Annotated in this window: 17 protein-coding genes; 6 read left to right on the top strand and 11 right to left on the bottom strand. The window is 53.1% G+C overall.

The window, feature by feature from the left end:
- Positions 1-79: 79 nt before the first annotated feature.
- The 3 genes from JQN59_RS01015 to JQN59_RS01005 all read left to right on the top strand — a co-directional run bounded on the left by JQN59_RS01015 (position 80) and on the right by JQN59_RS01005 (position 3,709).
- A complete protein-coding gene (locus JQN59_RS01015; protein ID WP_103014704.1) occupies positions 80-979 on the top strand; it encodes a LysR family transcriptional regulator in 900 nt (299 codons plus the stop codon).
- 71 nt (positions 980-1,050) lie between these two features.
- Positions 1,051-2,052, top strand: coding sequence for an inner membrane protein YhjD (yhjD, locus tag JQN59_RS01010; protein WP_048215344.1), 1,002 nt, complete (start codon positions 1,051-1,053; stop codon positions 2,050-2,052).
- 334 nt (positions 2,053-2,386) lie between these two features.
- A complete protein-coding gene (locus JQN59_RS01005) occupies positions 2,387-3,709 on the top strand; it encodes an MFS transporter (protein ID WP_003023312.1) in 1,323 nt (440 codons plus the stop codon).
- Between the two features lie 83 nt (positions 3,710-3,792).
- On the opposite strand, the gene JQN59_RS01000 is transcribed toward JQN59_RS01005, so the two are convergent.
- Positions 3,793-5,853, bottom strand: a complete 2,061-nt coding sequence (locus JQN59_RS01000) for an AsmA family protein (RefSeq protein WP_032945315.1) — start codon at positions 5,851-5,853, stop codon at positions 3,793-3,795.
- 78 nt (positions 5,854-5,931) lie between these two features.
- Positions 5,932-6,699, bottom strand: coding sequence for a cyclic-guanylate-specific phosphodiesterase (gene pdeH / locus JQN59_RS00995; RefSeq protein WP_008786408.1), 768 nt, complete (start codon positions 6,697-6,699; stop codon positions 5,932-5,934).
- Between the two features lie 230 nt (positions 6,700-6,929).
- Here pdeH and JQN59_RS00990 point away from each other — a divergent pair, with 230 nt between their 5' ends.
- Complete coding sequence (locus JQN59_RS00990) at positions 6,930-7,859, top strand: sugar kinase (protein WP_103014703.1); 930 nt, start codon at positions 6,930-6,932, stop codon at positions 7,857-7,859.
- A 99-nt stretch (positions 7,860-7,958) separates the two neighbouring features.
- Here the strand turns inward: JQN59_RS00990 and JQN59_RS00985 are convergent, their stop codons facing one another.
- The 4 genes from JQN59_RS00985 to JQN59_RS00970 form a co-directional block, all read right to left on the bottom strand.
- Complete coding sequence (locus JQN59_RS00985; RefSeq protein WP_048227288.1) at positions 7,959-9,452, bottom strand: M16 family metallopeptidase; 1,494 nt, start codon at positions 9,450-9,452, stop codon at positions 7,959-7,961.
- Between the two features lie 221 nt (positions 9,453-9,673).
- On the bottom strand, positions 9,674-10,960 hold the full coding sequence (dctA, locus tag JQN59_RS00980; RefSeq protein ID WP_008786411.1) for a C4-dicarboxylate transporter DctC: 1,287 nt from the start codon (positions 10,958-10,960) through the stop codon (positions 9,674-9,676).
- 157 nt (positions 10,961-11,117) lie between these two features.
- Positions 11,118-13,124 (bottom strand): biofilm formation regulator HmsP, encoded by a 2,007-nt coding sequence (gene hmsP, locus JQN59_RS00975; protein WP_128316455.1) that lies wholly within the window; start codon positions 13,122-13,124, stop codon positions 11,118-11,120.
- 226 nt (positions 13,125-13,350) lie between these two features.
- Positions 13,351-13,458, bottom strand: a complete 108-nt coding sequence (locus JQN59_RS00970) for a type I toxin-antitoxin system toxin Ldr family protein (RefSeq protein WP_048215340.1) — start codon at positions 13,456-13,458, stop codon at positions 13,351-13,353.
- Between the two features lie 426 nt (positions 13,459-13,884).
- On the opposite strand from JQN59_RS00970, the gene megL reads away from it, so the two are divergent.
- Entirely contained in the window at positions 13,885-15,081 is a 1,197-nt protein-coding gene (gene megL, locus JQN59_RS00965) for a methionine gamma-lyase (RefSeq protein ID WP_008786414.1), read from the top strand.
- A gap of 117 nt (positions 15,082-15,198) precedes the next feature.
- Positions 15,199-16,497 carry an aromatic amino acid transport family protein gene (locus JQN59_RS00960; RefSeq protein ID WP_043018665.1) on the top strand — a complete coding sequence of 433 codons (1,299 nt, stop codon included), beginning with the start codon at positions 15,199-15,201 and terminating at the stop codon, positions 16,495-16,497.
- Between the two features lie 35 nt (positions 16,498-16,532).
- Here the strand turns inward: JQN59_RS00960 and JQN59_RS00955 are convergent, their stop codons facing one another.
- The 5 genes from JQN59_RS00955 to dppB all read right to left on the bottom strand — a co-directional run bounded on the left by JQN59_RS00955 (position 16,533) and on the right by dppB (position 21,838).
- A complete protein-coding gene (locus JQN59_RS00955; RefSeq protein ID WP_048215339.1) occupies positions 16,533-17,735 on the bottom strand; it encodes a sigma-54 interaction domain-containing protein in 1,203 nt (400 codons plus the stop codon).
- A 176-nt stretch (positions 17,736-17,911) separates the two neighbouring features.
- A complete protein-coding gene (gene dppF, locus JQN59_RS00950) occupies positions 17,912-18,916 on the bottom strand; it encodes a dipeptide ABC transporter ATP-binding subunit DppF (RefSeq protein WP_071446715.1) in 1,005 nt (334 codons plus the stop codon).
- Positions 18,913-19,896, bottom strand: coding sequence for a dipeptide ABC transporter ATP-binding protein (dppD, locus tag JQN59_RS00945; protein ID WP_003024317.1), 984 nt, complete (start codon positions 19,894-19,896; stop codon positions 18,913-18,915). Before dppD ends, dppF begins: the two co-directional genes overlap by 4 nt.
- A 10-nt stretch (positions 19,897-19,906) precedes the next feature.
- A complete protein-coding gene (gene dppC, locus JQN59_RS00940) occupies positions 19,907-20,809 on the bottom strand; it encodes a dipeptide ABC transporter permease DppC (protein ID WP_048215338.1) in 903 nt (300 codons plus the stop codon).
- A gap of 9 nt (positions 20,810-20,818) precedes the next feature.
- Positions 20,819-21,838 (bottom strand): dipeptide ABC transporter permease DppB, encoded by a 1,020-nt coding sequence (gene dppB, locus JQN59_RS00935; RefSeq protein ID WP_032945322.1) that lies wholly within the window; start codon positions 21,836-21,838, stop codon positions 20,819-20,821.
- Positions 21,839-21,935 lie beyond the last annotated feature (97 nt).

Genomic DNA, 21,935 nt, shown 5'->3' with positions numbered 1-21,935 from the left:
CTTATTAGGTGATAGAAGAACAATAAATACTGCTAACTGCGCATTACTGTTTCATTTAGAACAACAATAGGGCATGAGAATGGATAAAATTCACGCAATGCAGTTGTTCATCCGCGTCGCAGAACTGGAGAGCTTTTCGCGCGCGGCAGACACCCTCGGACTTCCTAAAGGTAGCGTATCGCGCCAGATCCAGGCTCTGGAAAATCATCTGGGCACGCAATTGTTGCACCGCACAACACGCCGCGTTCAGCTCACGCAAGACGGCATGATCTATTACGAACGCGCGAAAGATCTGTTGAGTAATCTGGATGAGCTGGATGGGCTGTTCCATCACGATCCGTCCAGCATCAGCGGCAAGCTGCGCGTTGATATGCCGGTCGGTGTAGCAAGAAACCTGGTGATGCCCCGCTTACCGAGCTTTTTGCATCAGTATCCGGGCCTGGAACTCGAACTCAGCAGCAGCGACCGCCTGGTGGATTTGATCCGCGAAGGTTTCGACTGTGTGGTACGCGTAGGTACGCTGAAAGATTCAGGGCTGATTGCGCGCCCGCTGGGGAAACTCACGCAGATTAACTGCGCCAGCCCGCAATACCTCGCCCGCTTTGGTTACCCGGAAAGCCTGGAGGATCTTGCCTCGCATGCAGTGGTGCATTACTCGGTCAATTTGGGAACGCGTGCGCAAGGTTTCGAAGTGGCGACAGAAAACGGCACGCAATGGGTTAAAACCGGCGGCATGCTAACGGTAAACAGTACCGAAACCTATCACGCAGCATGCCTTGCCGGTCTGGGCATTATTCAGGTGCCGCGCGTTGGCGTGCGTGATGCCCTGCGCGCCGGTACGCTGGTCGAAGTGTTGCCGCAATATCGCGCCGAGCCAATGCCAGTCTCTTTGCTTTATCCGCATCGGCGCAACCTCTCCCGCCGGGTACATCTGTTTATGGAATGGCTGACTGGCGTGATGAAAGACTATGTGGATTAGTCCATTTTTCAGGATGCGCCCCTGAGCAGGCTATAATGTCATGAGTGAACAAAATAAGGACAACCGATCGGATGACGCAGGAACAAGACGCAAAACACCCTACGCCAGAACATAAATCAGCCTCCGCCGCGCCGGAGAAAAACGCTAAAGCGAACCAGGCGCTGAAAACCGCGCTGACCTTCGCTGATAAAATTCAACGCCAGCCCATCATCGCCCATCTTATTCGTGCCGCAGAGCGGTTTAACGATCGTATGGGAAATCAGTTTGGCGCCGCCATTACCTACTTCTCGTTTCTGTCGATGATCCCAATCCTGATGGTGTCGTTTGCCGCTGCGGGTTTTATTCTCGCTTCGCACCCTACGCTGTTGCAGGATATCTTCAGCAAGATTCTGCTGAACGTCAGCGATCCGACGCTCGCCTCTACGCTTAAAAACACCATCAATACCGCCGTTCAGCAGCGTACGACCGTAGGTTTGGTTGGGCTGGGTATCGCGCTCTATTCCGGCATTAACTGGATGGGGAACCTGCGCGAAGCGATTCGTGCCCAGTCGCGGGATGTTTGGGAACGTACGCCGCAGGATCAGGAAAAAATTTGGGTCAAATATCTGCGTGATTTTGTTTCCTTGATTGGCTTACTGGTTGCGCTGATTGTTACTCTGTCCATTACCTCTATCGCCGGTTCCGCCCAGCAGATGATTATCTCTGCGCTGTATCTCGACGGTATCGAATGGCTGAAGCCCGCCTGGCGACTGATCGGCCTGACCATCTCTATTTTCGCCAACTACCTGCTGTTCTTCTGGATTTTTTGGCGGCTACCGCGTCACCGACCGCGTAAGAAAGCGCTCATACGCGGTACCTTTATCGCGGCGCTGGGGTTTGAAGTCATCAAAATGATCATGACGTATACGCTGCCATCACTGGTGCAGTCGCCGTCAGGCGCGGCATTTGGTTCCGTGCTTGGACTGATGGCATTCTTCTACTTCTTCGCTCGTCTGACCCTGTTTTGCGCAGCCTGGATTGCCACGGCGGAATACAAAGACGACCCGCGTATGCCGGGGAAAACACACCGCTAATCTTTGTTAACTGGCCGGATGGGGCTGCGCTTATCTGGCCTACGGGAGAGTATTGTTGGCCGGATAAGCGCAGCCCCATCCGGCAATTATAATGCCGCCCGCTCTCACTGATTTAGTGAATAAATCCAACCCGTAACTTTTATTTAACCAAAAACCAGTTTTATCATCCAAGTTTTAAATTGTGTGAAGCATTTCATGGAAGTGAAATCTCAAGCCTAAAAATTATCCCCTTTTTGCTCTGTTTTTGACCAATCTCAAAGTTTGTTACAGATTGAAATGTCTCTTTTGCTGTGCGTAATATGACCTTTCGTTCGGCCAAAAATAAGAAAATATTATGCAAGCAACAGCCACAACACTCGACAACGAACAGGAACACACCCCGGTCAACTCGCGCAATAAAGTTGTCGTCGCCTCGCTCATTGGCACCGCCATTGAGTTCTTCGACTTCTATATTTACGCCACCGCCGCGGTGATCGTTTTCCCGCATATCTTCTTCCCGCAGGGGGATCCGACCGCGGCTACGCTACAGTCCCTCGCCACTTTTGCTATCGCCTTTGTGGCCCGACCAATCGGTTCCGCGGTGTTCGGACATTTCGGCGATCGCGTCGGCCGTAAAGTCACGCTGGTTGCTTCACTGCTTACCATGGGGATCTCGACAGTCGTCATTGGCCTGCTGCCGGGCTATGAAACTATCGGCATTTTCGCCCCACTGCTGCTGGCGCTGGCGCGTTTTGGCCAGGGTTTAGGTCTGGGCGGTGAATGGGGCGGCGCAGCGTTGCTGGCGACGGAAAATGCGCCACCGCGCAAACGCGCGCTGTACGGATCATTTCCGCAGCTGGGCGCGCCTATCGGTTTCTTCTTCGCCAACGGTACCTTTCTGCTGCTCTCCTGGCTGCTGACCGACGAACAGTTCATGAGCTGGGGCTGGCGCGTACCGTTCATCTTCTCCGCGGTGCTGGTGATTATCGGTCTGTACGTCCGCGTTTCGTTGCATGAATCCCCGGTCTTCGCCAAAGTAGCCGCGGCGAAAAAACAGGTGAAAATCCCGCTGGGTACTCTACTGACAAAACATGTTCGCGTGACGATCCTCGGCACGTTCATCATGCTGGCGACCTATACGTTGTTCTATATCATGACCGTCTATTCGATGACGTTCAGTACCGCCGCAGCGCCCGTAGGGCTTGGCCTGCCGCGTAATGAAGTGTTGTGGATGCTGATGATGGCGGTTATTGGTTTTGGCGTCATGGTACCGGTGGCGGGCCTGCTGGCCGATGCGTTTGGTCGCCGCAAGAGCATGCTTATCATCACCACGCTGATCATTCTGTTTGCGCTGTTTGCCTTTAAACCGCTGCTCGGCTCTGGCAATCCGGTGCTGGTGTTCGCCTTCCTGTTGCTGGGCTTAAGCCTGATGGGTCTGACATTTGGCCCGATGGGCGCACTGCTGCCGGAGCTGTTCCCGACCGAAGTGCGCTACACGGGGGCGTCGTTCTCGTACAACGTTTCGTCGATTCTCGGCGCATCGGTTGCCCCATACATCGCTGCATGGTTGCAGGCGAATTATGGTCTGGCGGCTGTTGGTACGTATCTGGCATCGATGGCGGCATTGACGCTGATTGCACTGCTGTTGACCCACGAAACCCGCCATCAGTCGTTGTAATTCTTTTGCCGGATGCGGCATAACCACCTTATCCGGCCTGGGTTGAGCATGAAATCCAGGCCGGATAAACATCCGGCCAGACATCACTTCTTCATCTGCGACAGGATCGTCCGGCACTGATTCGCGTCACCCTCTGACGGCGAAATCAGCGCCAACAAGGCTGCCGCGGGAGTAACTAACGTGGCTAATGCGGCAGCAACCGCACCGCGCGCAATCAGCGGTCCGGCCTTCACGCCAGCCTGCGGATTCTTAAATGTGCCGCGAACATACAGCGGCGAACGCAGAGTAATAATACGAATCCCTTTGCTCTCCGGATCGATGGTTAAATCCAGTTGCTCCGACGCAAAGCTCGCCGTACCAGTGACATTAATGACTGCGTTTTCCGTGTCGAAAGCAAAAATCTGCGGACGCGCCACGCCGTTAACAATATCCAGATTCGCCGCCGCGCAGTTCACCCGCACTTCGTCATCACCAAATATCTGCCCGACAAGATAGTTCCCCAGATTCAAGCCCACAATTTCCATCAGATTCCGGCTGATCAAGCCGTCATTCATCAGCAGTTTCAGGTTGCCATTGCTGTTACCCAGCAGCGCCGCTACCGAGTTTCCACTTCCGCTAAACCGAGCGTCCCCGTTCATTTCACCGAGCGTTTTCTGCATCAGTTCCACATCGGGCATCAGCGCTTTTAGCTTCAGCCGCCGCGCCTGAATATCCGCCTGTCCCCGCATCGGCTTTTTATCCCCTTCCAGATGGATGCTGGAGACAATGCTGCCTCCCGCAAGACCAAATTTCAGCGGTTGCAGGCGCAGGTCGGCATTTTTCAGGATGATATGAGTGGAGAGATCGCTGATCGGCAGACTACTGCCATGCTCAATACGCCGTCCTTTGAAACGCACGTCAGCGTCCATCACGTTCCATTTATCGGTTTCAAAACGGTCATACGGCAAGACCTTGTCCGCAGGCTGAACGCTCTTCTCACCTTTGCGTTGTTCAGATTGTTTTGCCCGTTCCGCCCCTTTGCCTGAATCCACCCCGATCAGCGGCCCCAAATCGGCCAACCTCAACTGGCGTGATTCCACATCACCCTTCAGCATGGGTCGCGGCTTACCGGTGGTGTAGGCCAGCGTTCCGTGAATATCGCTGTCGCCAATACGACCATTGAAATCGCGATAATCAAAAACAGAGGATTTTTCCGGGTCAATTTTCGCCACCAGACGTCCGTCGGTTTCAAACGGCGGCGTATCCGGGAGCAGTACGCCGGTCAAATCGTACAAATCCCCTAGCGAATCTCCCGAGAATTTAAGCCGCAGATCCGCCCCGCCCATATTCATCGGATCGTTTATCGTGCCGATAAACGCTACGCGCGTATTGCCCGAACGGAAATCAGCCTGAATCGGGAAAGGCGTATCTTCGCCACGCAGCGCCAGCATTCCGCCTATTTTTCCGCTACCGCTTAGCGGTTCGCCGTTATATCGCCCTTGCGCTTTCAGCCCAAACACGTAGTCCTCGACGCGGGCGTTGCTCTCTTTACCTTTTGCGCCGGTCACTTCGCTAAAGGGTAACGGTTTACCCAGCGGATCGACCAGGATCTCAATCTCCGACTTCGTCACCTTATCGTTAATGGCGATACGTCCCTGGTCGAACAGAATGTTATCCAGCCGGAAAGACCATGCGGATGGCGGCGCATCAGGATCGCGGTTTTCGTCCCCAGCTAAGTTAAAGGTCCAGTTATTGTTTTTCTCCGACAGGCGGATCAGCCGCGCATCGGGTTTGACCAGCTTGACCCACGGGAGCCAGACGGTTTTTGTCAGCAGCGCCAGCGGGGCGAGTGTAGCTTCAACGCGCGGGAGATGCACCATGGTGACGTCGGGAATGTCCGGCGGGTTGCCGAGGATGATATCTTCAGCATGAACATGCGGCCACGGAACCCAGCTACGCCAGCCAGTTTCCTGCTTCTGGCGTTCCCAAACCACGCCCAGGTCACCCCGTATAGCAAAGGGCCGGTTGAGTTCTGTAGAGACTTTCTGGTTGATGGTCGGTTTGAGCCGGTTCCAGTCAAATGTCGCAATCACAATGATGAGTACGACGATCAACAACAAGAAAACCCCTATTACTGAAGTGGTTATTTTACCTGTTCTCGTCATGTCTAACCTCCTTACTTCCTTCCTTGCCTGTCCTAAAGATAGTCCAGCAGGATGAAAAGGAGGTGCACTACGCCCTCATCAAAGCGACAGGATCACCTCTTCAAGCGTATCCAGAGGCACTGGACGAGAGAGAAAATAGCCTTGCGCAGCGAAAGCCGGTGAGTTTTGCACATCGCGCCACTCTTCCAGCGTTTCAACGCCTTCGACAATGACACCGCGGCAATAGCGGTTCATGAGCTGCAATAGTAGTGTGAAGAGATTACGTCCCTCCGGCGTCTTGCGCAGCATGACGAACAGATCCCGCGCCACTTTGATATAGTCATAACTCACTTCACTAAGCGCCGAGAAGTTCGCCATTCCGGTACCAAAGTCATCCAGCCAGAGCGGGCCGAACTCGCACATTGAGGCGAACGACGACCCCTTCGGCAAGCGGATATGTTCCACCAGCTCAAAACGCAGCCACGGCAGGCCTTCAATGATTTTCAGGATTTCGGGATCCTGACGCATCGCAATGAGTGTTGGTCCATCGACATTCACTGAAGCCAGCAGGTTGTTGGCTCTGAAAAAGCCCCCTTTCAGCTCAAGCTGCAGAAGTTGCTCTTTCACTACATCAACACGATGCCGTACAGCCACTTCAGCAAAATAGCGGTCTGGTGCAATACGTTGGGAAGGGTTATCAGGATGGCTCACGACGGTCAGCAGTTCAACGGCCATCAGCCGTCCGTTGGTCTGGTAAATTGGCTGGTAGGTGTAAGCACGCTCGCACTGCAGCCAATAGCGTCTTTCCAGCAAGCTTTCAATACTCGCATCGGGCGTAATGAGCTGCTGGGTAACCTGCTTTATCATCTGAGATGTCCTGTAAATAAGAGTGTGACTGACCGGACTCGTCAAAGGTTATCGGCGCTCAGACGAAGAACTTTACGTTCAGCTGTGCGCAAAAATAAAAACTAAGCGGCAAAAACAACGCAGAACACGTGCTGGCTCAAAAAAATAATGGAACGATGTTTTAATATAGTTGACCACTTAACACCCACAGCGCACACTAACGCTAATTTTTTTCAGAGCAGGTTACGACTATGTCCAGAAAGATTGCCGTGATTGGCGAATGCATGATTGAGCTGTCACAGAAAGGCGCTGACGTTCAGCGCGGATTCGGTGGCGACACGTTGAATACATCCGTTTATATCGCCCGTCAGGTCGATGCGGCGGCACTTTCCGTACACTATGTGACTGCACTGGGTACCGACAGTTTTAGCCAACAAATGCTGGAGTCCTGGCAGGGTGAAAACGTAGATACCTCATTAATCCAACGCATGGAAAACCGCCTGCCGGGTCTCTACTACATTGAGACCGACAGCACTGGCGAGCGCACCTTCTATTACTGGCGTAATGAAGCCGCCGCAAAATTCTGGCTGGAGAGCGATCAGTCTGCCGCGATTTGCGAAGAGCTGGCGACATTTGACTACTTATATCTGAGCGGAATCAGCCTGGCAATTTTAAGCCCGGCAAGCCGTGACAAGCTGCTGTCATTGCTACGTGAATGCCGTGCCAACGGCGGAAAGGTCATTTTTGACAATAACTACCGCCCACGTCTGTGGAGCAGCAAAGAAGAAACCCAGCAGGTGTATCAGCAGATGCTGGAATGCACCAATATCGCATTCCTGACGCTGGACGATGAAGACGCACTGTGGGGTGAAAAACCCGTTGCCGAGGTGATTGCCCGTACTCACGCTGCTGGCGTTCAGGAAGTGGTTGTGAAGCGTGGCGCAGACTCTTGCCTGGTTTCAATTGCAGGCGAAGAACTGATCGACGTTCCTGCAGTTAAACTACCGAAAGAGAAAGTGATCGATACCACTGCGGCCGGAGACTCCTTCAGCGCCGGGTATCTGGCGGTCCGTCTGACCGGTGGCGATGCTGCCGAAGCCGCAAAACGAGGCCACCTGACGGCAAGCACCGTCATTCAGCATCGTGGGGCGATTATCCCCCGCGACGCCATGCCGCAATAATTTATTGTTCCTGTAGGCCGGATGAGGCGTTAACGCCGCATCCGGCACTGGGTAAGCCGGGAGCGCTTCGCTTGCCCGGCTTACAGGTTACGATACCCTTTACTGTACAGGCGGGATATCCGTCACTTCAGGGTGTGATTCATCCGTTTCAACAGACGTTGCCGCTGCGGTAACGGGCGCCATAATGCTATCCCACGTCGCCTGCAGATCCTTCATATTGAATTCAGGTTCGCCCTTCGGCTGCAGCAGAATTAACGCCATATCTTGCGACAGCTGCTGACGCAGGTCCTGATTCAGCATCTCAACGCTCAGGCTGTTGAGGAAGCTCTGGCGTAAACGCTGGTACTGTTCAGGCGCAATATCCACCACCTGATTTTGCAGCGAGCGCAAACGCTGGCTGATCAAAATATCGGTATCGGTACGACCATAGGTGGCAAACAGCTTCTGCAGTTCCAGATTCTTTTGCGCTACCAGCGCATTGAACTCTTCTTCCGGCAGTCCCTTATCACGCACTTTCGCCAGCTCACGCGCAACCGTACCCAGATTGGCGTTCAGCTTATCGTTCGGCGACTCAACGTTAATCGCGCACTGCGCGCGCAGGAACAGCACCCGGCAGTCAAATCCGAGGCCAATGTCTTTGGCATTGTTTTTGGTTAGCTCTTGCTGAATGTGCCAGAACAGCGCCTCACGGGCTAAATCAGCGCGCCAGTAACGTAACAGCGCGGCAGATTCACGGATCGGCTGCCACGGCGTATCCCACATAATAGACAGGCGATCCTGGCGTACCGCATCGGTCATAATACTTACGGCTTCTGCTCGCAGCGGAGAGAGCGTAGGAACCGGTGCAGGCGTTTCGCGTTTTCCTTTTAACTCGCCAAAGGTTTTATTGATTTGCTCAGCTACGCTGCGTGCATCAACGTTACCGACGATGATCAGCGTCATCGCGTCCGGGGTATACCATTTCTGGTAGAAAGACTGAATTTTCGACGCGTCTACCGGCGTTTTCAGCGGATCGGCAGGATCGTGCCCCAGTAGGGTCGATCCCTTCAGACGGTAACGCCACCACCCTTCTTTGGTATCTGACGGCCAGGTTGCAACCATGTCTTCGCTACTCAGCGCATGATTGACCGTTTCAGAGGTGATGCTCAGTTTACCGGAGATATTTGCCAGATAAGAAAGTGACTCTTTCAGTAGGTCGTTACGGCTGTTAGGCAGACTGAGGTTATACAGCGTGGAATCGTAGGAAACGATAACCGGCGGCATGGGACGTTTGGGATCGAACCCCTGCTGCCACAGTGAACGGGCTTGCGTGGCATCGAGGCCACCGCTTTGCGTCAGCGCGATACGCGGGATCGCATGGCTGAAACCACTCTGTTGCGCACTTTCGGTGAGTGAACCGGTATTGACCAGCAGGCGAACCTCAATACGGTCGCTCGGACGCTGGGGAGTGGCTAACACTTGCCACTGTAAACCATTTGCCAGCGTGCCCTGTTGCCACGCTGGATCAGGCTGGAGCGCATCTGCCTGCACATAGCCGGCAGTGGCCATCATCAGCAAGCCGCCCGCTAAAAGTCGAATTTTTGTGCCCTGCATGTGAACCCCTGATCAACTATCCTGGAAATAAAAAGACAGCCCTCGAAAGGACTCTCTGAATATGACGTTAAAAACACTTCGTGTTAGACCGCGAGAACATAAAAATGTCACGGAAGAAGTGAAAAAATCCCGAGCCGCCGAATCGACGGTTTCAGGCACAGGGGGTAATTATGCGCAAACGCCCGCAGTCCTGGAAGGGACTACGGGCATAAGTGACGAGATTAAGAGGATAAATCGTGCGTTTTGCCATCCGGCGCACGATTATTCAGCGTGTCATCCAGCTTTTTGGTATCCAATTCTTTCACCCATTTAGCCACAACGACAGTTGCAACACCGTTACCAATCAGGTTGGTCAGCGCACGGGCTTCAGACATGAAGCGGTCAATACCAAGAATCAGTGCCAGGCCTGCAACCGGTAAATGCCCCACCGCAGAGATAGTCGCGGCCAGAACAATGAAGCCACTCCCGGTCACACCCGCTGCACCTTTTGAGGAGAGCAGGAGCACCACCAACAGGGTTATCTGATGGAAGATATCCATGTGGCTGTTGGTCGCCTGAGCGATAAACACCGCCGCCATCGTCAGATAGATTGATGTCCCATCAAGGTTAAACGAGTAGCCCGTGGGTATAACCAATCCGACAACCGACTTCCGACAGCCCAGTTTTTCCATCTTATCGAGCATACGCGGCAGCGCAGACTCGGAAGAAGAAGTACCCAGAACGATCAGCAGCTCTTCACGGATATAGCGGATGAATTTAAAGATACTGAAGCCGGTTGCGCGCGCAATTGAACCCAGCACCAGCACCACAAACAGAATACAGGTGATGTAGAAGCAGATGATTAGCTGACCCAGTTGCACCAGCGTTCCGACGCCATATTTACCGATGGTAAAGGCCATAGCACCGAAAGCACCGATAGGCGCCAGGCGCATGATCATATTGATGATGCCGAAAATAACCTGCGAGAAACTTTCAATCACGTTGAAAATCATCTGGCCCTTGCTGCCCAGACGATGCAGCGCAAAACCAAACATTACTGCAAACAGCAATACCTGCAGGATGTTACCGCTGGCAAACGCGCCAATGACGCTCGCCGGGATAATATCCATCAGGAAACCTACGATCCCCTGGTCTTTTGCCTGTTCGGCGTAAATCGCAACCGCTTTGGCATCCAGCGTCGCCGGATCGACGTTCATCCCGGCACCGGGTTGCACCACGTTAACAATGATAAGACCGATGATCAGCGCAATCGTACTGACCACTTCAAAATAAAGCAGTGCAACCGCACCGGTGCGGCCTACAGCTTTCATACTTTCCATGCCTGCAATGCCGGTAACGACAGTACAGAAGATGACAGGTGCGATGACCATCTTGATGAGCTTAACGAAGGCATCACCAAGCGGTTTCATTTGGGCGCCTAATTCAGGGTAGTAATGGCCAAGGAGAATACCAATGGCAATCGCTGTCAGGACCTGAAAGTAAAGGCTTTTGAATATAGAGGTTTTCATAGGGTGTCCTTAAAGTAAAAACCACAGGTCTTGTAAGGTTTTGTTTAACCTGCGGCCTTAAAGTAACACCCACACAACTTGACAGAAATGTACCTGGATCATAATTGATACAAAAATGTTAAAAATTTTGAGCTGGCTCGCACAAGCGAGACCTTTTTTAACTTTTGTAATCAGCGCTTTCCGGCGCCAGATAACGTTCTTCGAAGATATTTGCCGGAACCGGTCGGGCAAACAGGAACCCTTGTGCCACTTCCACCCCGGCATGTGATAGCCATTCACGCTGCGCTTCGGTTTCGACACCTTCGGCGATCATCTGCAAATTAAGGCTGTGGGCCAACTGAATGATGGCGGAGATCATGCTGCAATCCTCTGGTACCCCATCAACAAACATCTTATCGATTTTGAGGACATCCACCGGTAGCGACTTCATGTGCTGCAGCTGTCGCAGGCCCGCATACCCCATGCCAAAGTCATCCAGTGCGATACGTACTCCCGCATTACGCAATGGGCGCAAAATGGCCACCGCGGCGTGGGGATCATCGATATGTCGGCTTTCAGTCACTTCCAGGATCAACGTACCAGGCTTGATGCGATAGCGGTTTAACAACTCCAGCAGGTCCGAGACCATACTCGGATGCATCAGCTGTAGTGCGGACAAATTCACCGACAGCGGCAGCATCAGACCCCGTTCCTGCCACGCTGACAGCTGGCGGCACGTCTCTTCCAGCACCCAGTAACCAACCGTCACCATCAGGCCGCAGGACTCAATCCTGTCGATTAACCCTTCGGGCAACTCCCAGCTTCCGTCCGGCTGCTGCATCCGCAATAATGCTTCTGCGCTCAATACCTTACCGCTGGACATTTCCACCTGCGGCTGCATCCAAAGCGCGAACTGCTGGTTATCCAGCGCGCTGAGAATATCGTTCTCTTCCGTCAAACGCTGCTGCGCCTCTTCCATCTGTAACGGATCAAAGAACTGAATTTGATTTTTACCCTTATGGCGCGAGGTTAATACGGCCGAGAGAGCGCGGCGGTAAAGCTGTTCTGCGGTCAAATCACCATAGAACATTGCTACCCCAATGTTGCAGGTAGGACGCAGTTGAATACCCTGAATAGGTAATCGCTCGTTAACGATAGTGAGTACTTGCTGACCTAAAGTAATAGCGTGCCAGGGTTCTTTTACGCCATGGGCGATGATGGCGAAGTCATAGCCACTCACCTGGGAAAGCACCATCCTGGGGGCTAATACCGACTTGAGTTTTTCGACCAGCGTAAGCAGCAGGATTTCCCGCTGAGTTTCGGTTAACACACCCGCGGTGTCACGTAGGGTTTCGCAGGTGACAATCATCAGCGCCGTCGTCTGCTGGCGGGTAACAACCTGCTCCAGCAGCCCCATTAAAAACGACTTATTGGGCAGTTCGGAAACCGGGAAACGCATTGCAAAGTCGCTTTGCTCTTCGCTATGTCGCTGAATCAACTGCTGATTAAGATTGTAGCTACGCACCAGCATACCAATCTCATCATCCTGATGTAGACGCGGCAATGCCAGTTGATAGCCAATCAGATCCTGCTGTTGGATGTCGTTCAGCTCACGGGCAATTTTACGTAAGGGGTGCACAATCAAGCGGTTAATGCACCAGGAGATGGCGACGGTCAGTATTAACGACAAAAGTAAGTAAATGGTCACTAACGTCGAGAGCGTACTCATCACGAATTTGTACATGCGGTACGAATCCGCCTGCAGTACCAGATACGCCAGCGGTTGCGGGTTAGCTGAACGCTCAAGAGAATAGATCGGCAGCGAAATTTGTACCGGAAGCTCAAACAGGCGAGTCACCGTAACAGGAACGGGGCGTTCAGGGATAAAGCTCATCCGCAACGCCTGAAACTGATTGGGCAGCACCACATCGGCGCGACTTACCACGCCCGCTGGCCGAATACTTTTTAAAATGGCTTCCGCTTCGGGAATATCCCCTTTCAGGATAGTGTCCGACAGAGGCTCACGGACGGAGCGAGCGATACTTTCCAGTTGCGTAGCCGTGTTATAGCGGTTTTGCTGGACCAGATGGAACAACAAAACGGTGCAAAAAATAAAAACGAACACCATAACAACGGCCGCAACCATTGCCATCTGCTTAATTGTTAACGAGCGACTGACACGCAAACTGACTCTCCACGGATAGACGAAACTGCCGTCAGAGTATACCCGATCGTAGCGGTATTAAGAGAGGCGGTATCTGAAAACTTCCCAGCGTGCATTATCGCGACAGGATAGGCACCTGGCGACGAGATTTATCTGCATTTAAGCCGAAAAAGGCCGCAAGGTCGCCCCCTGCGGCCTGGTTCGGGCGCATGTTGCCATCACGGCAGGCAGACGCCCACAAAGCGCATTACTTCCTGTTACGCAGCCAGCTCACAATCAGGCTGGCAATGGTGCCAGCGATGATTGGAGCCGCTAAATCGTGCCAGAAGGTCACGCCTAACTGTGCGAGCGTCATATAGCCGCCTGTGTTGCAATGGCAACTGTTCACGGCTATCCTTGAGTTGTTCAGGTTCAAGTCAGCCCCCGTTTTGTTGCCCAGGTTTATACCGAACAACGTGCGGGGGTTTTCTCTTTCCAGCAACCGATGCCGCCGGGGATCAAGCCCCCGCAACATTGCGCCTCACCGGGAATTCCCGGCTTGCCGCTGATTCTACGGCAGCCCACTTGCCATATCACTGCGCAATATTGCGCTCTGCGTAGCGCCTCGCAATTCACCCATTTTCTCACCAGCACGCTGGAAAGATTCTTTCCAGTTGGCAACATTTCTGCCGACCATTAGTTCAGACAAAAACATAACACATTGATATCTATCAGTTCATTTTCTGGCACAGCGATTGCTATTTGACTGTGAGCTGTTCTGTTCCGAATTAAAGGAGATATCATGTCTGACTGTCGTACTTACGGATTCAACACCCAGATCGTTCACGCGGGGCAACAACCCGACCCTTCAACTGGCGCGCTTAGTACGCCTATTTTCCAGACCTCAACGTTTGTTTTTGACAGCGCCGAACAAGGTGCCGCTCGCTTTGCGCTCGAAGAGTCCGGGTACATTTACACCCGCTTGGGTAACCCCACCACCGATGCGCTGGAGAAAAAGCTGGCGGTACTGGAAAGAGGTGAAGCCGGGTTGGCAACCGCGTCCGGTATTTCTGCTATCACCACAACGCTGTTGACGCTTTGCCAGCAGGGTGACCATATCGTTTCCGCCAGCGCGATTTACGGCTGCACCCACGCGTTTTTGTCGCACAGCATGCCTAAGTTTGGGATTAACGTCAGCTTTGTCGACGCGGCAAAGCCTGAAGAAATCCGCGCCGCCATGCGACCAGAAACCAAAGTTGTGTATATCGAAACGCCCGCCAACCCAACGCTGTCGCTGGTCGACATTGAAACGGTTGCCGGTATCGCCCATCAACAGGGCGCATTGCTGGTGGTGGATAACACCTTTATGTCGCCGTACTGTCAGCAGCCTTTGCAACTGGGCGCGGATATTGTGGTTCACAGCGTCACCAAATATATCAACGGTCACGGGGATGTGATTGGCGGCATCATTGTTGGTAAGCAGGAGTTTATCGACCAGGCGCGGTTTGTAGGCCTGAAAGATATCACCGGCGGCTGCATGAGTCCTTTCAATGCGTGGTTAACACTGCGCGGCGTTAAAACGCTGGGCATTCGTATGGAACGCCACTGTGAAAATGCGCTGAAAATCGCCCGCTTCCTCGAAGGGCATCCATCTATTACTCGGGTGTATTATCCTGGCCTGACTTCGCATCCACAGTATGAGTTGGGCCAGCGGCAAATGAGCCTGCCAGGTGGAATTATCAGCTTCGAAATCGCCGGCGGCCTCGAGGCTGGTAGGCGGATGATCAATTCTGTAGAATTGTGCCTCCTCGCGGTCAGTCTCGGTGATACCGAAACCCTCATTCAGCACCCAGCGTCTATGACACATTCGCCCGTTGCACCTGAGGAACGGCTCAAAGCAGGTATTACCGACGGGCTTATCCGTCTTTCTGTGGGTCTTGAAGATCCAGAAGATATTATTAACGACCTTGAACACGCCATCAGAAAGGCAACATTCTGACCAATATGGCCTGAACCGACGTCGTTCGGTTCAGGTTGTTGAGAATCAAGGCACAACAGTCTGGCAATACACGCGATCCTCTTTCGGGGAGAACGTGTATTTTGGGCAGGGGGTTCTATGCAGGACAACACATTACAATTAAGCAACAATACAGCAACCGCCGTACCATTCTCAAAAAAAATACCGTTTACGAAATACGATTTTGGCTGGGTATTACTGTGTATCGGCATGGCCATTGGTGCCGGAACGGTACTGATGCCGGTACAAATTGGCTTAACAGGCATTTGGGTATTTATCGTTGCCTTTATTATTGCTTATCCGGCAACTTATATTGTGCAGGATATTTATTTAAAAACATTATCAGAAAGCGAAACCTGTAATGACTACACGGATATTATAAGTCATTACCTGGGAAAAAACTGGGGCGTATTTCTTGGCGTCATCTATTTCCTGATGATTATTCACGGCATATTTATTTATTCTTTATCCGTGGTTTTTGACAGCGCCTCATATATTAAAACCTTCGGCTTGACCGAGGCCGATCTTTCGCAGTCGATAATCTATAAAGTGGCCATTTTTGCCGTGCTGGTCGCCATTGCTTCCGGGGGAGAAAAGCTGCTGTTCAAAATCTCCGGCCCGATGGTGGTGGTCAAAGTAGGTATCATCATCGTATTTGGTTTTGCGATGGTTCCGCACTGGAACTTCGCTAATATCAGCGCCTTCCCTGAAGCATCGGTCTTCTTTCGTGATGTACTGCTAACCATCCCGTTCTGCTTCTTCTCAGCGGTGTTTATTCAGGTGTTGAACCCAATGAACATCGCCTACCGCAAACGGGTGGCAGACCGGGTGCTGGCTACGCGTATGGCAATCCGTACGCATCGCATCAGTTACATTACTCTGATTGCTGTCATTCTGTTTTTCTCCTTCTCTTTTACCTTTTCCATTAGCCATGAAGAGGCCGTTTCGGCTTTCGAACAAAATATTTCAGCACTGGCGCTGGCGGCTCAGGTCATTCCTGGGCAGATTATTCATATCACCTCAACGGTATTAAATATCTTCGCCGTATTAACCGCGTTCTTTGGTATTTATCTGGGATTCCACGAAGCGATCAAAGGTATTATTCTCAACGTTCTGAGCCGCGTCATTGACGTTGAGAAAATTAATCCGTTGGTGCTTACGCTGGGTATTTGCACCTTTATTGTTATCACCCTGGTCATTTGGGTGTCATTTCGCGTATCGGTACTGGTGTTCTTCCAGTTAGGTAGCCCGCTTTACGGGATTGTGTCGTGTATTATTCCGTTCTTCCTGATCTATAAAGTAACGCAACTGGAAAAACTGCGCGGACTGAAAACCTGGTTGATCCTGCTGTACGGAATTCTGCTGTGCCTGTCGCCCTTATTGAAGCTGATTGAATAACCCATGTATATCGCGCCGTCAGACGCTGGCGGCGCTTAACCCACACTCTCCAACTGATAGCCGCGAATTTTATTCAGCACCGTGGTGTGCGACACACCCAGCGCTTTGGCGATATGCCGTGACGACACATTATCTTCCACCATCTGTTCAATGAGCTGGCGTTCAGCGCAGAGAACCTGCTCTTTAAAAGGACGTTCTGTCGCGCCCCGCTCAACGGCAGGCAAATTCACCATCCCTAATTCTTCCCGCGTAATAACATCGGATTCCGCCATCAGCATCAGGCGAATAATGGTATTTTCCAGTTCGCGCACGTTTCCCGGCCAGGTGTGATGGTGCAGGGCATCAAAACAGGCTTTATCCAGAATGATCCGCCGCTGGAATTCCTTCGCGTATTTCTGCACAAAGTGGCGAATCAGCAGGCTGATATCCTGTGGGCGCTCGCGCAAAGGTGGAATGGTCAGTGAAAGCACGTTGATGCGGTAATAGAGATCGGCGCGCAGCAGACGTTGTTCCACCATCTCTTCCAGATTGGCATTGGTTGCCACAATAATGCGCACATTGACCGGAATAATATGCGCTCCGCCAACGCGCCGAATCCCGCCATCCTGAAGCACGCGCAGGAGTTTAGCCTGTAAGCTCAGCGACATTTCGCCAAACTCATCGAGAAAAAGGGTGCCTTTATCGGCCATTTCAAACAGCCCTTTTTTGCCTTTACAATCCGCGCCGCTGAAAGCCCCTTTCTCATAGCCAAAGAATTCACTCTCCATTAGCGACTCAGGTAGCGCAGAGCAGTTGACCGGAATAAACGGATAAAAACGTCGCTGCCCGGAATTATGGATAGCCCGGGCCAGCAGCTCTTTACCGGTCCCCGTATCGCCACGGATCAGAACGGTATATTTGCTGTCGGCAATTTTTATCGCCTTTTCGATAAGCGCGTGCATGCTCTGGCTGCTGCAAATAATGTCAGAGAAATAGCGCGGTCGTTCCGGCTCCGGCGTTGACAGCTCACTTATCTCCTCACAGAGGTAAGCGACATGAATAATATCGGCGCGCTGGCTTAAACAGGATTGCACACAGGAAATATCCTGTAGCTGGCGGCACCAGGATTTAATCAGGATCCGCCCAGGCGTGACTTTCATGGAGATGATATTGATATCACAGCAGGAAAACTCCTTCAGGACATCCTCAACCATCGACAGACGATCAATTGTTTTAATATCCCAGCGTATCGTGACCACATTTGCTCCTGGTAGTTAGCAACTGCGAAATAGATATTTCTGTGACTAGAGGAAATCTGACTACATTCTAGACGCTGTGGAATAATGTTCTGCCAAAGGACTCACATTGTGGACGTAAAGAGAAAATATAAAAAAACCGGAGCACAAGGCTCCGGTTATCGGGTCATAACCCAGGTTTATTGCTGTGGGTTCTCATCCTGGTCAACGGCAAAACACGCCACCAGTTGACCGCCGTAATCTTTCAACTGCGGCTGAAGCTGGGTACACGGACCAAAGCGACGACGGCAGCGGGCATTAAACGCGCAGCCCGGCGGCGGATTCAGCGGGCTTGGCAGTTCACCGGTCAGCTTGATACGCTCACGGCGATCGTCCGGGTTCAGACGCGGCGTTGCGGAGAGCAGCGCTTGCGTGTACGGATGACGCGGATTATTGAAGATTTGGTCCTTCGTCCCTTTCTCCACGCAGCGGCCTAAATACATCACCATCACTTCATCGGCAATGTGCTCGACCACCGACAGGTCGTGCGAGATAAAGACGTATGACAGCCCCAGTTCCTGCTGCAAATCCATCATCAGATTCAGCACCTGCGCACGCACCGAAACGTCCAGCGCTGAGACCGGTTCATCGGCAATCACCACGTCCGGGTCAAGCATCAGACCGCGAGCGATGGCAATACGCTGACGCTGACCGCCGGAGAACATATGCGGATAGCGGTCGTAGTGTTCGGTTTTCAGCCCCACTTTCGCCATCATCGCCAGCGCTTTTTCACGACGCTCCTCTTTGCTGAGCGTGGAGTTGATCAGCAGCGGCTCTTCCAGAATCTGTCCCACTTTTTTACGCGGGTTCAGGGAACCGTACGGGTTCTGGAATACAATCTGGATTTTCTGCCGACGCAGCTTTTGCGCCTGCGGGTCGTGCTTAAGCAGATCCTGTCCCTGGTAATACAGCTCACCGCCGGTCGGGACTTCAATCATCGTCAGCAGGCGGCCAAGGGTGGATTTCCCACAGCCCGACTCGCCTACCACCGCCAGCGTTTTACCGCGTTCTAAGGTAAAGGAGACGCCGTCCAGCGCTTTCACCAGGCGCTCCGGGGCGAACATGCCCTTTTTCACCGGGTAGTGTTTTTTCAGATCAATAGCCTGCAACAGCGGCTGTGACAAAGCGGCCTTTTGCGTACTCATAGCCCAGGCCTCCCGGCATCATCAAGTGGGTAGTGGCATTTCGACTGACGACCGCCTTCCAGCAGGTTCAGTTCAGGTTCTTCAGCGCGGCATTTGTCGGTCGCATAGGGGCAGCGTGGGTTCAGCAAACAGCCGCTCGGGCGGTCATATTTCCCGGGAACCACGCCCGGCAGCGAGGCCAGACGTGCTTTATCCTGAGCAAACTCAGGCAGCGCACGCAGCAGCGCCTGGGTGTAAGGATGACGCGGCGCGCGGAAAATATCCTGCGCGGCTCCGGTTTCTACCACCTGGCCGGCGTACATCACGATGATTTTGTGTGCCGCTTCAGCCACCAGCGCCAGATCGTGCGTGATTAAGACCAGCGCCATGTTCTCTTTTTGCTGCAATTCCAGCAGTAGCTCGATGATCTGCGCCTGAATAGTCACATCCAGCGCCGTTGTCGGTTCGTCGGCAATCAGCAGTTTCGGACGACAGGCTATCGCCATCGCGATCATCACGCGCTGGCTCATCCCACCGGACAACTGGTGAGGATATACATCCAGACGTGAGGCCGGATCGGGGATACCCACCAGCGTCAGCAGGTCTATTGCCCGCTGAATACGCGTTTTTTTGTTGCCGCCCTGGTGCACTTTAATAGCTTCCATAATCTGGTAGCCGACGGTGTAGCAGGGGTTAAGGCTGGTCATCGGGTCCTGGAAGATCATCGCCACTTCCGCGCCCACTAACTGGCGACGCTCTTTCTCAGAGATGCGCTTCAGGTCGCGACCATTAAACTCCAGATTTTCGGCCATAACGCGGCCTGGGTAGTCAATCAGTCCCATAATCGCCAGCGAACTGACGGACTTACCAGAGCCGGACTCTCCTACAATGCCAACCACTTCACCCTGATTCACACTGTAGCTAATGCGGTCTACGGCGCGGAATTCGGAACCTACGTCGCCGAAATGCACCGATAATTTATCTACATTTAATAACGCCATCTCGAACCTCTTACTGCTTCAGTTTGGGATCGAGCGCGTCACGCAGACCGTCACCCATCAGGTTAAATGCCAGCACCGTCAACAGGATCGCCAGCCCCGGGAAGGTCACAACCCACCAGGCGCTTTGGGCAAACTGTAGAACGTCAGAGAGCATGGTGCCCCATTCCGGCGTAGGCGGCTGTGCGCCCATCCCCAAGAAGCCGAGGGCAGCCATATCGAGAATGGCGTTAGAGAAGCCAAGCGACGCCTGAACAATCAGCGGCGCAAGACAGTTAGGAAGAATGTTGACGAACATCTGGCGCATCGCGCCGGCTCCCGCCACGCGAGATGCTGTGACGTAGTCGCGGTTAACCTCCACCAGCACGGCGGCGCGCGTCAAACGGACATAGTGCGGCAATGCCACGAACGTCAGCGCCAGCGCGGCGTTGCCAATCGAGGGGCCAAATACCGCCACCAGCACCAGCGCCAGCAACAGGCTCGGCAATGCCAGCATGATATCGACCACACGCATGATGACGTTATCAACAATCCCGCCAAAGTAACCGGCGATCAGCCCAAGAACCACGCCCATCAGCAGGGAGAGTACTACCACCAGACAGCCGACCAACAGCGACAGACGCGCACCGTACATCAGGCGGGACAACACGTCGCGGCCTACATCATCAGTACCAAACAGATGCGCCATGGTACCGCCGTCCTGCCACGCGGGAGGAGCCAGCAGCGTATCGCGGAACTGGTCTGCCGGGTTGTAGGGTGCGAGGACGTTGGCAAAGACCGCAATCAGGATCATCACCACAACGTACACCAGCCCAACAACCGCACCTTTGTTGCGTTTAAAATAGTGCCAGAACTCCTGCAACGGAGTCATCGGCACCGGTGCAGCAATAACTTTATTTTCAGTAACCTGTGACATGATGGCCCCTTACTTCTTATGCCGAATACGCGGGTTCACCACGCCGTACAGCAGGTCTACCAGCAGGTTGACGAGGATAATCATCGTCGCGACCAGCAGCACCCCGCCCTGCACCACCGGATAATCGCGGCGTTGCAGCGCATCGATCAACCAGCGCCCCAGCCCCGGCCACGAGAAGATGGTCTCGGTCAGAATCGCCCCGGCCAGCAGCGTACCAACCTGCAGGCCGATAACGGTCACCACGGGCAGCATCGCGTTACGCAGAGCGTGAATAATGATGACGCGCATACGGGTCAGGCCTTTGGCGCGCGCGGTACGGATGTAATCTTCACCCAGCACTTCCAGCATCGATGAACGGGTCATACGCACAATGACCGCCAGAGGAATGGTACCCAGCACCATCGCAGGCAGGATCATATGCGCCAACGCATCAATAAAGTTGCCCTCTTCACCCCAGATGGCGGTGTCGATCAGCATAAAGCCGGTTAGCGGATTGGAATCATCAAGGAACACCATGTCGCTCACCCGCCCAGAAACTGGCGTCAGGTTCAACTGCACGGAAACCAGCATGATCAGCATCATGCCCCACCAGAAAATCGGCATAGAGTAACCGGTCAGCGCCAGGCCAACTGCCGTGTGATCGAAAATGGAGCCGCGCTTAACGGCAGCAAGTACACCCACTGGGATACCCACTGCGACGGCGAAAATCATCGCGCAGACGCCGAGTTCCAGCGTTGCTTTGAAGCGAGGTACGAACTCTTCCCACACCGGTAAGCGGCTTTTCAGTGAGATACCTAGATCACCATGCATAACCCCCCAGATATAGTGGAGGTACTGCTGCCACATCGGCTTATCCAGACCGAGTTCAGCCAACAGTTGAGCATGACGCTCAGGGGAGATCCCACGTTCACCCGCCATGATCATAACCGGATCGCCGGGGATCATATGGACAAAGGCAAAGGTGAGAAGAGTGATACCGATAAACGTGGGGATGACGAGTCCCAAACGTCGGAGAATGAACTGCAACATAACCCGGATTCTCTCTAATGACGCACGGCCTGGAACCGTGAGTCTGTATTGCTCACAAATCTTATCCCACGCAAACTGCATCGCGGGTAAAGCATTA

It is taken from the genome of Citrobacter sp. B72 (assembly GCF_016894305.1).
Classification (GTDB): domain Bacteria; phylum Pseudomonadota; class Gammaproteobacteria; order Enterobacterales; family Enterobacteriaceae; genus Citrobacter; species Citrobacter portucalensis.
The sequence above is the reverse complement of the archived record's forward strand: the minus strand, read 5'-3'. Positions and strand labels throughout refer to the sequence as shown.

Coding starts and splice junctions, on each gene's coding strand:
- yhjD (WP_048215344.1), top strand. CDS start 1,051: ATGACGCAGGAACAAGACGCAAAACACCCTACGCCAGAACATAAATCA.
- JQN59_RS00990 (WP_103014703.1), top strand. CDS start 6,930: ATGTCCAGAAAGATTGCCGTGATTGGCGAATGCATGATTGAGCTGTCA.
- JQN59_RS01015 (WP_103014704.1), top strand. CDS start 80: ATGGATAAAATTCACGCAATGCAGTTGTTCATCCGCGTCGCAGAACTG.
- pdeH (WP_008786408.1), bottom strand. CDS start 6,699: ATGATAAAGCAGGTTACCCAGCAGCTCATTACGCCCGATGCGAGTATT.
- dppD (WP_003024317.1), bottom strand. CDS start 19,896: ATGGCGTTATTAAATGTAGATAAATTATCGGTGCATTTCGGCGACGTA.
- dppB (WP_032945322.1), bottom strand. CDS start 21,838: ATGTTGCAGTTCATTCTCCGACGTTTGGGACTCGTCATCCCCACGTTT.
- JQN59_RS00970 (WP_048215340.1), bottom strand. CDS start 13,458: ATGACGCTCGCACAGTTAGGCGTGACCTTCTGGCACGATTTAGCGGCT.
- megL (WP_008786414.1), top strand. CDS start 13,885: ATGTCTGACTGTCGTACTTACGGATTCAACACCCAGATCGTTCACGCG.
- JQN59_RS01000 (WP_032945315.1), bottom strand. CDS start 5,853: ATGACGAGAACAGGTAAAATAACCACTTCAGTAATAGGGGTTTTCTTG.
- JQN59_RS01005 (WP_003023312.1), top strand. CDS start 2,387: ATGCAAGCAACAGCCACAACACTCGACAACGAACAGGAACACACCCCG.
- JQN59_RS00960 (WP_043018665.1), top strand. CDS start 15,199: ATGCAGGACAACACATTACAATTAAGCAACAATACAGCAACCGCCGTA.
- dppC (WP_048215338.1), bottom strand. CDS start 20,809: ATGTCACAGGTTACTGAAAATAAAGTTATTGCTGCACCGGTGCCGATG.
- JQN59_RS00985 (WP_048227288.1), bottom strand. CDS start 9,452: ATGCAGGGCACAAAAATTCGACTTTTAGCGGGCGGCTTGCTGATGATG.
- dppF (WP_071446715.1), bottom strand. CDS start 18,916: ATGAGTACGCAAAAGGCCGCTTTGTCACAGCCGCTGTTGCAGGCTATT.
- dctA (WP_008786411.1), bottom strand. CDS start 10,960: ATGAAAACCTCTATATTCAAAAGCCTTTACTTTCAGGTCCTGACAGCG.